The following is a 12187-nucleotide window of genomic DNA, read 5'->3' on the forward strand; positions in this document are numbered from 1 at the left end:
GTATTTTTACTAAAGCTTACCTTTACCAACTTACCCAAGTTGTTTATGGTAAGCTTTTTTTTTACCTTTTTTCTCTCTTTTCTTTCTTCTTTTATGGGTCTTTATTAAGCTTTTTGCTATATTTTTATACTTATTATTGCTTTTATGCCTGCATAGCTCCAACGGTAGAGCATTTCCATGGTAAGGAAGAGGTTACTGGTTCAAATCCAGTTGTAGGCACCAGTAATGAGATTAATAAAAGTGTTAGATAATACTAACACTCTTATTTTCTATTTTTTAGATTCAGCTATTTTAATAGAGTTTATTTTATCCCCTTGTCTTATTGAGTCTAAAACTTCAAAACTTTCTTTATCATCTTTTTCAATTTCACCAAATACTGTATGTTGTTTATCTAAGTGAGGTTGAGATTCAAAACATATAAAAAATTGGCTACCTCCAGTATTAGGACCAGCATGAGCCATTGATAAACTTCCTTTATTATGTATTTGTTTTTCTGCATCAGTCTCACAAGCTATTGCCCATTCTGGACCTCCAGCACCTGTTCCATCAGGACATCCACCTTGTGCCATAAAACCAGGTATAACTCTATGAAAATTCAATCCATCATAAAAATTATCATTTGCTAAGGTTGCAAAATTTGCTACAGTATTAGGTGTTTCTTTATAAAAAAGTTTTATATTTATAATCCCTTTATCTGTATCTATTATTGCATATTTAAATTTTGATAATTCATCATTTGAATAGTCATATTCTTTTAGTTCATTTTTCCCAAATCCAAACATATTAATCCTTTTTATTTTTTTGAAATTATATCTTTTTTTGGTGTAAGATAGTTTAATTTTATTAAGTTATCGACAATTTCTTTAAATACTGGTACGGCAGACCATGAAGCATAATAATAGTACCAATTCTTACCCCTTGATACAGGATCAATCACTGTTACACCAATCGTATATGAATTTTGCCCATCATTAACAAACCCAAAAAATGAAGATATATATTTTCTTAGATATTTACCACCTCTAGCAATTTGTGCAGTTCCTGTTTTACCTCCAATTTCAAGACCTTCAATTTTAGCTGATCTCCCCGTTCCTTGTTCAACAGTTTTTACTAGCATTCTTTTTATTTCCTTTGCGGTTGATTCCTTTATTATTCTTTTACTTTCTAAATTGTCTTTTTTGAATTTTTCATCGTCTACCTCAATATACGAGACAATTTTAGGTGTAACTGTTTTACCTCCATTATTAAAGATAGAATAAACTTTCATTATTTGCATAAAAGTGGAGGTCATACCTTGACCATAAGAAACTGTTGCTTTAAATACATTATCTTCTTTTTCTTTGTCATTTGCTGCAAATTGCCACACTTTTGGCATTACACCTTTTTTTTCATAGGGAAGATCAATACCAGTTTTTCTGGTAAATCCAAATCTCTTCATTCCTTCAAAAAATTCTGGCCCCGAAAGTCTTTGTGCTAGCTGTAAGGTACCTATATTTGATGAGTACATAACAATATCATCTACTGTTAAATAATGTTTCTTGAATCTGTGATCATCTTTAATATAGAATCTATCAACTTTATATCTGCCTTTTGGATATTCACCTTTTTTGTTTGGTTTACCTTTTGTATTATGTGCAAAAAATAATTCATTTTTTTTAATTCTTCCTTTGTCCATAACTAAAGCAACAGCAACAGGTTTAACTACAGACCCTGGTTCAAATTGGTATTCTATTGCATTTACATTTAAAGAAGGAATATCTTTTTGATAAATTCTTTCAGGATTAAATCTATTTGATGATGCTAATGACAAAACTTTTCCTGTTTTACTATCCATAATTGAAATGATAATTTCTTGGGCTTCTAATTTTTCTTTATATATATCTAAAATCATTTCATTATTTTTTTGAAGTTTTAATGGAATATTTAATACGAGGTTTGCCCCATCTACTCTTTTTTTTATTGTAGAATTTTTATCAAATGATATATAGGATAGTACATCTCTATTTCCACTTAATACACCATCTTTTGTATTATTTAATAAATCATCAAATTTTTTCTCAAGACCTTTTATCCCTTTTACTTTTGTTTTCCCTTCTTCTGATTCATATTTCCTAATATATCCTACTACAGGAGTTAAAGTATCTTCATATGAATATACTCTTTTTTCTCCACTTTCTACAATACTTAGGCCTCTTAATATTCTTCCTCCATCTACATTTCTTGCTTTAAATACTCCAAGTTTTCTAAGTTTGAAGCTCAATTCTTTTAAATTCTTTGCAGTTTTAGAATCAATATTATACGAGAGAACTAGGTACCCGGGATTATTTTTTACTTCATTGAGTTTGTTTTGCAATTTTTTAAAAGAAATATTACTATAAATAGAAAATAGTTTTAGAAATAATTCTTTTTTATTTTTATCAAGATATCTTGTGTCAATTGAAGCTTTGTATATTTTCTTAGAAGCAGTAATCTTAAAATTATCAGCACTTATAATATTCCCTCTTACTGATAATTCATTTTTAGATGTTTTTAAACTAGGAAGTCGTCTTTCATCATTTATTTTGTAATAAACAGAAATAAGTAAGATTAAAAGCAGAAAAAGTATGAAGAAAAAAAGAATTACAATTTTTTTGATTTTATTATCATTTTCATTAAGTTTTGAAGACATATTTATCCATAATATAATATAATAGCGAATGAATTTTAACAAAAATCAAATTAAATCTAATAGAGTTTATGAAGCAGATTACATTTTATTTTTACTTGTGTGTACATTAATTATCATAAGTATCCTTTTTTCATACTCTTTAAGTATTTATACTATTCAATATTATGAATATAATCAATATCACTTTTTTTTAAGACAACTTTTTGTAGGACTATTATCAATATTTTTAATGTGGGGATTTTCTTTAATTGATCCTGATAAAATAATTAATAAAATAGGACTATTTTTATTTATTAGTTTTTTTATTTTGATGGCAATTATGCCTTTTCTTCCTTCATCAATTGTTACTGCATCAGGGGGTGCAAATAGATGGATTAGGCTACCTGGTTTTTCTTTATCTCCTGTTGAGTTTTTTAAAATAGGTTTTATATATTTTCTTTCTTGGTCTTTTCATAGAAGATTAATTGAAATTCCTAAGAAAATTTCTTTAAAAGAAGAGTTTATTTTATTATTACCATATTTTTTAAGTTTTATTATTGTTGTTTTTATTATTGCTTTTTTACAAAAAGATTTAGGTCAAGTAGTACTTTTAGGTGGTATATTATTTATTCTATTGATTTTTGCAAACAGAAGTTATAAGGTTTTCTTAAGTCTGGGTTTATTTGGATTTATTGCTTTAATAGGATTAATAATCGCAGCTCCTCATAGAATTCATAGAATTTATTCTTGGTGGGCAATGGTTCAAGATGGTATTTTAATGGTTCTACCTTCATGGGCAGATAATTATTTAAGAATTGAAGATTTGCCAGAACCCTATCAGGTTTCTCACTCATTAAATGCTATGAATAATGGTGGAATATTTGGACAAGGATTGGGACTTGGTGATATTAAACTTGGTTTTTTAAGTGAAGTTCATACTGATTTTGTTCTTGCTGGAATCACTGAAGAATTAGGATTTATTGGTTTAGCTTTCATAACTTTAATTATATTTTTAATTGTACTTAGAATATTTAAAATAAGTGGAAGAGTTGAGAATAAGATTTATCATTTATTTACAATTGGTGTTGCTTTAATGATTATTATTGCGTTTTTAATAAACTCTTATGGAATTTCAGGAATGATACCTATAAAAGGAATTGCAGTTCCTCTTTTAAGTTATGGTGGTTCTTCAATGTTATCCATGTCAATAGCTATTGGTATGGTACTATCAATAAGTAAGTCTGTAGACTTATCAAAAAGGGTAAAATAAAATGAGAAACAAATCTGTTGTTATCACAGGTGGAGGAACAGGAGGTCATTTAAAGGTAGCTGATGCTTTTATTGAGGAGTTCTCAAAAAGAGGATTTTCAGTTATTTTTATTGGCTCTTCAAATGGTCAAGACTCAAAATGGTTTGAAGAAGATAAAAGATTAAAAAAAGCTTTTTTTCTAGATACGAAAGGTGTTGTTAACAAAGGAATAGTAGGAAAAATAAAGTCAATTTCTCAAATTTTATCTCATATAAATAAGTGTAGATCTATTTTTTCAAAATATAAAATAAAAAGAGTTATTAGTGTTGGGGGGTATTCTGCTGCCCCTGCATCTTTTACTGCTATTTTAAATGGAGATTGCCATTTATTTATTCATGAACAAAATTCACTTATGGGAAAATTAAATAAAATTACATCAAGGTTCGCAACTGAAGTTTATTCTTCATATGAACCAAATTCTGCAATAAAAGACTACCCTGTAAGTGATGAGTTTTTTGATAATGCAAGAATTAGAGATGAGTTAAAAACAATAATTTTTTTAGGTGGTTCTCAAGGTGCAAAAGCAATTAATGATTTTGCAATGAGCATAGCTAAAGATTTGAAAAAGATAAATATTGAGATAATTCATCAAACAGGGAAAGATGATTACGATAGAGTAAAGAAGTTTTATGATAAAGAAAATTTAGAAATAGATGTATTTGCATTTTCAAAAGAATTAGCCGCAAAAATGAATAAAGCAGATTTTGCAGTAAGTAGAGCAGGTGCCTCAACTTTATGGGAACTTTGTGCTAATTCTTTACCTACACTTTTTATTCCATATCCTTATGCAGCACAAGATCATCAATATACAAATGCCAAATTTTTAGAAGAGAAAGGTTTATGTTATATTTTAAGAGAACATGAACTGAGTCGTGAAAAATTTATAGAAATACTTAAAAAAGATAATTATTCTGTAAGTAAAAAATTAGTTGACTCTATTAGATATAATGCAATAGAGTCAATTGTTGATGATATTTTAGAGAAAAGCTAAAAGTAAAAGACCAAAAATTATTCTATAAATTCCAAAAGCTATGAAAGTAAAGTTTTCTAGAAATTTAAGGAATAATTTTATTGCTAGAAATGCAATAAGGAAAGAGACTACAAAACCTATTACTAGATTTATTAAGTTTCCTGACATTAATAATTCTTCATGATGTTTAAGAATATCATATCCTGTTGTTGCACACATTACTGGAAAAGCAAGAAGAAATGAAAATTCAGCACTTGCTTTTCTATTTAATCCTACTAACATAGCTCCAATAATACTTGAACCTGCTCTTGATGTTCCTGGGATTAAAGCAAAAATTTGAGCTAAGCCAATATATAAAGATTGTTTATATGAAATATCTTCTACATCTGAGGTTATGTGTTTTGATTCATCATAAAATTTTTCTACAATTAGAAAAATAATCCCTCCAATAATAAACATCCATGCTACTATTTCAATGGAAAACATTGCTTTTACTTGTTCTGAAAAAATAAATCCAATTATTGCAATTGGCAAAAAAGCTATAAAAACTTTAGTCCATAAATTAAAATGAGAAAAAGTAAATTTTGATGGATAATTTAAAATAACTGCAAGAATTGCTGCAAATTGAATTATTACTTCATAGGCTTTGTTTACATGAGTTTGGTCTATTCCTAAGAATTCACTTGCAACTATTAAGTGTCCTGTTGAGGAGATTGGTAAAAATTCAGTTACTCCTTCAATAACACCTAATATTATTGAATCATATATTGTCATTTTAAACCTCTTGATAATTGCAGAAATTTTTTAAGGGCCTTTTTTTCTTTGTTAGTTATATCATAATCTATTCTTTTTAAATATTCTAAAATATTTTCACAAGAGATATTTGATCTATTTGAATACTCTTTTAGAATATATTGTGGAATTTTAACTTCTCTTTTTTTAAAAGTTTTCATAATATTTTTTAAATATTTACCATTTTTTCGATATGTTAATGCTGCAAAAACAAAAGGAAGATTATACTTTTTTTTCCATTCAAGGGCTAAATCAATAATCTCTATATCTGGGTTTTCATGGAAAAACTTAAGTGCTTTATCTCCAATTAAAACTTCTCCTTTCAAATTTAATACTTTGGCTAAAGCATTAGAAGTTTCACTTTGATAATCAGCTTTATTTTCTCCTGGTATTAAAATTACTGACCTAACATCTTTTCTTGCAATAATTCCATAATCTAATCTTTTTTCTCCTCTTGAAGCTATTGAAGAGATGAATGCTGAATCGACTTTTGAGGTTTTAAGTTTTTTATTTATTTTTGAAGGATAAGATTTTTTATAGTTAATAATTGCTTTAATTTGACTAGATTGTATTCTTTTCTTCAAAAAAACATGAACGGGTAATAAGTTTATAAAATCTATTTTAGCGAAAATCATTTGTTCGTCCTATCTTAAATTAAATTTGATATAATACTTAAATATTAGTAAATAAGGGGTTAATATGGTTAAAGTAGAATTCTTAGGACCAATTAATAAAGATTCTTTAGATTTAGATATTTCAAATTTAAATGAATTAAGTACAATTTTAAAAGAGGAAGAAGAAACTTCTAAATGGCTTGAAAGTTGTGCTATAGCTGTTAATGATACATTAGTCTCAACAAAAGATTTTGTTTTAAATGATGGGGATAAAGTTTCTTTATTACCACCTGTATGTGGTGGCTAAGAAGTGAAAAAATTACAATTATTTGAAGGAGCTTTGCCTGTTGAAGAAATAACTAATTCATGGTATCAAGAGTTTAAGGTATCTAATTATGGAGCAATTATAACTTTTGTTGGAGTTGTAAGAGATGAAAATTCGATTGATGGTTTATCTTTTGATATTTATGAACCAATTTTAAACTCTTGGTTTGACTCTTGGCAACAAAAAGCTAAAGAAAAAAATGCAATAGTTTTAATGGCTCATTCAAAAGGAGATGTTTTAAATCATGAAAGTTCTTATATTGCAGCAGTATGTTCTCCAAAAAGAAGAGTTGCTTTAGAGATGATAGATCAATTTGTAGAAGATTTTAAAGCTCAAGCTCCTATTTGGAAATATGATATTATAAATAAGAATAGGGTTTATGCAAGTGATAGAAGTACAAAAATCAAAGGTTCAGGTATATTAAGTTGAAAACTTTAAAACAACGAGTAGATTTACATAATCATACAGCACTTTGTAATCATGCTGAAGGAACTACAGAAGAATATATAAAAAAAGCGATAGAGATAGGAATTGATGTTTTTGGTTTTGCCGACCATGCACCTATGCCCTTTGACCCAAAATATAGAATGGATATTTCTCAAAAAGTTGTTTATGAAAAAGATATCTTAACTTTAAAAGATAAATATAAAAATGAAATTGAAATTTTACTTGCTTATGAAGTTGATTTTATGCAAAATAGAAATTTAATGCTTGATGAAGTATTAAATTCTAAAGTTGACTATTTGATTGGTTCTGTCCATTTTATACAAGAGCAAAATGAAAACTTATGGGGTTTCGATAATCCAGAGTTTATAGGTAAATATAAAGAAAAGAATATTGATGATATCTGGCTTGATTATTTTGAAGCAATTGAAGAAATGGCAAAATCAAAACTTTTTGATATCGTAGGGCATTTAGATTTAATTAAAGTATTTAAATACTTACCAAATAAAGATATTAAGTTAATAGCTTTAAAAGCATTAAAAGAGATAAAAAAAGCAGGAATGGTTTTGGAAATTAATGCTGCTGGATTAAGAAAACCAATTAAAGAGTCTTATCCTTCTAAAGAGTTGCTAGAAGTAGCATATGATTTAGATATTCCTATAACTTTCTCTTCTGATGCTCATAGTTTAGAACAAATAGGATTTAAGTATGATGAGGTATCTACGTTAGCAAGAGATATTGGATATAAAAAGTGTGTAAAGTTCAAAGATAGACAAAAAATATTTATTGACTTTTAAATATAAAAAATATTTCATTGTATATTTTTTATACAGTTTTTTTATCTTATATTTTTTTTATTTGGCTACAATAAGTCATAACAAATTCAAGGAGTAAAAATAATGGGTAAATTTGTAAATAATACAGAAGAATTTTTTAAATATTGTGAAGAAAATGAAGTAAAGTTTGTAGACTTTAGATTCACAGATTTAAAAGGTATGTGGCACCATTTAACTTATATGATGAGTGCAGTAAGTACAGAACAATTAGATAATGGAATGCCTTTTGATGGTTCTTCTGTAGATGCATGGCAACCAATTAACAAATCAGATATGATCTTAAAGCCAGATGTAGAAACTGCATTTTTAGATCCATTTACTGCTGATTCTACAATTATTGTTTTTTGTGATGTTTATGACATTTATAAAGGGCAAATGTATGAAAAGTGTCCAAGATCAATTGCTAAGAAAGCTTTAGAACACTTGGAAGAAATTGGAATTGGAGATTCAACTGCCTTTGGTCCTGAAAATGAATTCTTTATTTTTGATGATGTAAAAATTAAAGATGAAATCAATGAGTCATACTATAGAGTAGATTCAGAAGAAGGTTGTTGGTCAGATGCAGATGATTATGAAATGGGTAATATGGGACATAGACCTAGAACAAAAGGTGGATACTTCCCAGTACAACCAACAGATTCAATGGTTGATCTAAGAGCTGAAATGATGCAAGTACTAGAGCAAGTAGGTCTTGAAGTTATACTTGGACACCATGAAGTTGCACAAGCACAAGGTGAAATTGGTATTGTATTTGGAGACTTAATTGAAGCAGCAGACAATGTACAAAAATATAAGTATGTTTGTAAAATGGTTGCACATTTAAATGGTAAGTCTTGTACATTTATGCCAAAACCATTATTTGGGGATAATGGTAATGGAATGCATGTACATCAATCTATTTGGAAAGATGGTAAAAACTTATTCTATAAAGAAGGTGAATATGGAAACCTTTCTGATATGGCAAGACATTATGTAGGTGGTATTTTCAAGCATGCAAGAGCAGTTGCAGCATTTACAAACCCGTCAACTAACTCATATAAAAGATTAATTCCTGGATTTGAAGCTCCTTCAATCTTAACTTACTCTTCTCAAAACAGATCAGCTTCTTGTAGAGTTCCTTATGGAGCTGGTGAAAAAGCAACAAGAATTGAAATGAGGTTCCCAGATTCAACTGCTTGCCCATATTTAGCTTTTGCAGCAATGTTAATGGCAGGACTTGACGGAATTGCAAATAAAATAGAACCTATTGGACCAATGGATGAAGATTTATTTGAAATGCCATTAGATGAAATAAGAGAAAGAAAAATCCCACAAATGCCTCATACTTTAAGAGGGTCATTAGAAGCATTAATTAGAGATAATGATTTCTTAAAACCAGTATTTACACAAGATATGATTGATACTTATCAGCATTATAAATTTGAAACACAAGTTTGGCCAGATGAATCTAGACCAACTGCATTTGAATTTAAGTCAACTTATTCTTGCTAATAAATAGAAGTTTTAATATAAAAAGGTAAGTTCATAAGAACTTACCTTTTTTTTTGTCTTTTTTAAAATTGTATTTGATTTTCTGTATTTGTATTTGAAGGAATTGATTCAAATTCTGGAAGAGGTGATTTATTTGTATAATATTCTTTCCTTCCATTAATAAAAGAAGTCTTTACATCTGCAGGTTTTATAAAGTTTCTTTGTATTTCAGGATGTATCTCTAAATATTTTTGGATAAAATGTTTGAATGCAGGTCCTGCTGTAGTACCACCTGTTTCACTTCTTCTCATTGGAGTATTATTATCTTTCCCAAAATAAACAATAGTTTGAATTGATGGAGAAAAACCACAAAACCAAGCATCGATATTATCATTTGTTGTTCCTGTCTTTCCTCCTAAATCAATACCTTTTACATTTGCTTTTCTTCCTGTTCCTCTTGTCATTACATCATTTAGAATAGATTTTGTTAAAAAAACTTGTTCAGGAGAACTTATATATGTAAATTCTGGTTCAAAAGTTAAAGTTTCATTATTAGAATTAGTAATAGAGTTTATCATATATGGTTCTACCAAAGTTCCATTATTCGAAAAAAGAGAGTAAGCCTTACTTAGATTTATTGGAGATATAGAAAAAGAGCCTAAAGTTATTGATAAGTCTCTTGGCATATCATTCATTCCATATCTTTGTAGACCTTTATACATTTCATCAATTCCAACATCTGTTACTAAATTAATAGTGGCTAAATTTCTTGATTTTGTAAGAGCTTCTCTTAATGTTAGAATTCCTTTAAATGTTCCCCCATAATTTTTTGGTTTCCATTTTTTTTCTTCATCTCCAACTTTATATTCATATGTTCTTCCAATATCTGCAACTTGAGAAGCTGGAGAATAACCTAGTTCAATAGCTGTATGATACAAAAATGGTTTTACAGCAGAACCAGGTTGTCTTTTACTTTGAATTACTCTGTTAAAGTTTGATTCTTTATAATTTATTCCTCCAACTAAAGATAAAATTTTACCTGTAGAGCTTTCAATAGAAATTAGTGCTCCATTTAATGTGTCTATAAAGTAACCTTCTTCAACAGGGTTTCCATTTATATCTATATTATTTGCAGGATTTTTCTGAAGCCAAGCATCTCTTGCTAAAATTTTATCATAAGCTACTTTTAATGACTCTCTACCTATTTTCTGTGCTTCAAGGTCAATTGTTAAATCTACTCTATACCCAGCAGTTTTTATATTTGGTATATCTTTTTTTAATAATTTTAATGCATAGTCAATGACATAAGGAGCTTTGTTTTGAGTCAAAGATTCATCATATATTTTAGGAAGATAATTTATTGATTCCTCATATTGTGTTTGATTTATCCAGCCTAATGTTTTCATTCTTTTTATAACTTGATTTGCTCTTGTTAATGAATATTTTAAGTTTCTTGTAGGATCATAAAAGCTTGGAGCTTTAGGCAATCCAACTAAAATAGCAATTTCTTTTAAATTTAATTCATATAAGTTTTTCTTAAAGTAACCTCTTGCTGCTGTTCTAATTCCATAATACCCATGTCCAAAATAGACTTCATTTAAGTATCTTTCTAGTATTTCTTCTTTTGTTAAAACTGTTTCAAGTTTTATTGCCAATAAAGCTTCTTTAATTTTTCTGATTAATTTTTTTTCTCTAGTTAATACAATACTTTTTATAAGTTGTTGAGTTAATGTACTAGCTCCTTCTACATAACCTAAAGCTTTAATATTTTTTATCATTGCTCTTGAAATAGCATCAGGATTTATTCCCATATGTTCAAAAAACTGTGTATCTTCAATTGCAACTAAAGCTTCAACAACTCTTGCTGGAATGTCTTCATATTTTACATAAAGTCTATGCTTTTTATCAAAAATATTTGCAACAAGTTTTCCATTTTTATCAAAAAACTGAGTTGTTTTTTTTGGATTATAATTTACAATTGTATCAATATCAGTTCTGATTTGAGAATATAAATATAACAGCCATGCAGATATTGCAACTGTTACTATAACTATGAAAGCCAAAAAATATCTTATCATTCTATTTCCTAAATTCTTTATTTTTAAATGTTGAGTTTATTAACTTTTTTGTATATTCTTCTTTTGGTTTAGTTAATATCTCTTTTGTTAAACCTTGTTCAAGAATATGCCCATCTTTTATAATAATAAGCTCTTTACATAAATTTCTAATAGATTCAATATCATGGGTTACAAAAAGAATAAGTAGGTTTAACTTTTTGCTTATATCTTCTATTAGATTTAATATGGTTTCTTTTGATGTTTCATCTAAGGCTGTTGTTGGTTCATCTAATAATAATAGTTTAGTATCATTGGATAAAGCAATAGCTATAACAACCCTTTGTAATTGTCCTCCACTTAATTCCTTAGGAAATCGATTAAGAAGTGAAGTTTCTAAACCTACTAATTTTAAAAGCTCTTCTTTTCTTTTATCTTTGCAAAAGAATTGATCTTTAATTTTTGTCATAGGAGATAGTGAAGTGAAAGGATTTTGAGGAATAAAACCTATTGTTTTAGAATTAAGATCGAAATTAGAAGATATTTTTTTTTCACAAGATAAAGAAGATGGAAGTAGATTTAATATAGCTTTTAAAGTAAGAGATTTTCCACTTCCACTTTGTCCTATTAGTGCTGTAGAATCTTTTATAGAAAAACTAATATCTACTAATTTTGTATCATCACTTTTTATTAGTAGTTTTTTAATATCTACAGCTTTAGACATAA

General features: G+C 27.9%; 12 protein-coding genes and 1 tRNA gene. 7 read left to right on the forward strand and 6 right to left on the reverse strand.

All coding sequences use genetic code 11. The features are described 5' to 3' along the window. The first annotated feature begins 146 nt into the window (after positions 1 to 146). A tRNA-Thr gene (locus tag CP965_RS11245) sits at positions 147 to 222 on the forward strand. Between the two features lie 47 nt (positions 223 to 269). Here the strand turns inward: CP965_RS11245 and CP965_RS11250 are convergent. After that, a complete protein-coding gene (locus CP965_RS11250; protein WP_129062211.1) occupies positions 270 to 782 on the reverse strand; it encodes a peptidylprolyl isomerase in 513 nt (170 codons plus the stop codon). 11 nt (positions 783 to 793) lie between these two features. Then, on the reverse strand, positions 794 to 2668 hold the full coding sequence (locus tag CP965_RS11255; RefSeq protein WP_129062212.1) for a peptidoglycan D,D-transpeptidase FtsI family protein: 1875 nt from the start codon (positions 2666 to 2668) through the stop codon (positions 794 to 796). A 28-nt stretch (positions 2669 to 2696) separates the two neighbouring features. Between CP965_RS11255 and CP965_RS11260 the strand changes: the two genes are divergently transcribed. Beyond that, on the forward strand, positions 2697 to 3917 hold the full coding sequence (locus CP965_RS11260) for an FtsW/RodA/SpoVE family cell cycle protein (RefSeq protein WP_129062213.1): 1221 nt from the start codon (positions 2697 to 2699) through the stop codon (positions 3915 to 3917). Between the two features lies 1 nt (position 3918). Beyond that, positions 3919 to 4947, forward strand: a complete 1029-nt coding sequence (murG, locus tag CP965_RS11265) for an undecaprenyldiphospho-muramoylpentapeptide beta-N-acetylglucosaminyltransferase (RefSeq protein ID WP_129062214.1) — start codon at positions 3919 to 3921, stop codon at positions 4945 to 4947. On the opposite strand, the gene CP965_RS11270 is transcribed toward murG, so the two are convergent. Both CP965_RS11270 and CP965_RS11275 read right to left on the reverse strand, forming a co-directional pair. Beyond that, entirely contained in the window at positions 4933 to 5700 is a 768-nt protein-coding gene (locus CP965_RS11270; protein WP_129062215.1) for an undecaprenyl-diphosphate phosphatase, read from the reverse strand. The two genes, murG and CP965_RS11270, sit on opposite strands and share 15 nt — an antisense overlap. Continuing rightward, positions 5697 to 6353, reverse strand: coding sequence for an MqnA/MqnD/SBP family protein (locus tag CP965_RS11275; protein WP_129062216.1), 657 nt, complete (start codon positions 6351 to 6353; stop codon positions 5697 to 5699). Before CP965_RS11275 ends, CP965_RS11270 begins: the two co-directional genes overlap by 4 nt. Before the next feature lie 64 nt (positions 6354 to 6417). On the opposite strand from CP965_RS11275, the gene CP965_RS11280 reads away from it, so the two are divergent. The 4 genes from CP965_RS11280 (at position 6418) to glnA (ending at position 9428) form a co-directional block, all read left to right on the forward strand. Further along, positions 6418 to 6639 (forward strand): MoaD/ThiS family protein, encoded by a 222-nt coding sequence (locus tag CP965_RS11280; protein WP_129062217.1) that lies wholly within the window; start codon positions 6418 to 6420, stop codon positions 6637 to 6639. A gap of 3 nt (positions 6640 to 6642) precedes the next feature. After that, positions 6643 to 7086, forward strand: coding sequence for a molybdopterin synthase catalytic subunit (locus CP965_RS11285; RefSeq protein WP_129062218.1), 444 nt, complete (start codon positions 6643 to 6645; stop codon positions 7084 to 7086). Beyond that, the gene (hisJ, locus tag CP965_RS11290; protein ID WP_129062219.1) at positions 7083 to 7898 is read left to right on the forward strand and encodes a histidinol-phosphatase HisJ; all 816 of its coding nucleotides are present in this window, start codon (positions 7083 to 7085) and stop codon (positions 7896 to 7898) included. Before CP965_RS11285 ends, hisJ begins: the two co-directional genes overlap by 4 nt. Positions 7899 to 8000: 102 nt before the next feature. Further along, complete coding sequence (gene glnA, locus CP965_RS11295) at positions 8001 to 9428, forward strand: type I glutamate--ammonia ligase (RefSeq protein WP_129062220.1); 1428 nt, start codon at positions 8001 to 8003, stop codon at positions 9426 to 9428. A gap of 62 nt (positions 9429 to 9490) precedes the next feature. On the opposite strand, the gene CP965_RS11300 is transcribed toward glnA, so the two are convergent. Together CP965_RS11300 and CP965_RS11305 are read right to left on the reverse strand one after the other, a co-directional pair. Beyond that, positions 9491 to 11485: a penicillin-binding protein 1A gene (locus tag CP965_RS11300; RefSeq protein ID WP_129062221.1), complete on the reverse strand. Its 1995-nt coding sequence runs from the start codon at positions 11483 to 11485 to the stop codon at positions 9491 to 9493. Between the two features lies 1 nt (position 11486). Further along, positions 11487 to 12185: an ATP-binding cassette domain-containing protein gene (locus CP965_RS11305; RefSeq protein WP_129062222.1), complete on the reverse strand. Its 699-nt coding sequence runs from the start codon at positions 12183 to 12185 to the stop codon at positions 11487 to 11489. Positions 12186 to 12187 lie beyond the last annotated feature (2 nt).

It is taken from the genome of Halarcobacter mediterraneus, from assembly GCF_004116625.1.
In the GTDB taxonomy this organism is placed as follows: Bacteria; Campylobacterota; Campylobacteria; order Campylobacterales; family Arcobacteraceae; genus Halarcobacter; species Halarcobacter mediterraneus.

Bases quoted from the DNA above. Each gene is read 5' to 3' on its own strand.
- CP965_RS11260 (WP_129062213.1), top strand. From the start codon at position 2,697: ATGAATTTTAACAAAAATCAAATTAAATCTAATAGAGTTTATGAAGCA.
- CP965_RS11275 (WP_129062216.1), bottom strand. From the start codon at position 6,353: ATGATTTTCGCTAAAATAGATTTTATAAACTTATTACCCGTTCATGTT.
- CP965_RS11280 (WP_129062217.1), top strand. From the start codon at position 6,418: ATGGTTAAAGTAGAATTCTTAGGACCAATTAATAAAGATTCTTTAGAT.
- CP965_RS11255 (WP_129062212.1), bottom strand. From the start codon at position 2,668: ATGTCTTCAAAACTTAATGAAAATGATAATAAAATCAAAAAAATTGTA.
- CP965_RS11270 (WP_129062215.1), bottom strand. From the start codon at position 5,700: ATGACAATATATGATTCAATAATATTAGGTGTTATTGAAGGAGTAACT.
- CP965_RS11250 (WP_129062211.1), bottom strand. From the start codon at position 782: ATGTTTGGATTTGGGAAAAATGAACTAAAAGAATATGACTATTCAAAT.
- CP965_RS11305 (WP_129062222.1), bottom strand. From the start codon at position 12,185: ATGTCTAAAGCTGTAGATATTAAAAAACTACTAATAAAAAGTGATGAT.
- glnA (WP_129062220.1), top strand. From the start codon at position 8,001: ATGGGTAAATTTGTAAATAATACAGAAGAATTTTTTAAATATTGTGAA.
- CP965_RS11300 (WP_129062221.1), bottom strand. From the start codon at position 11,485: ATGATAAGATATTTTTTGGCTTTCATAGTTATAGTAACAGTTGCAATA.
- murG (WP_129062214.1), top strand. From the start codon at position 3,919: ATGAGAAACAAATCTGTTGTTATCACAGGTGGAGGAACAGGAGGTCAT.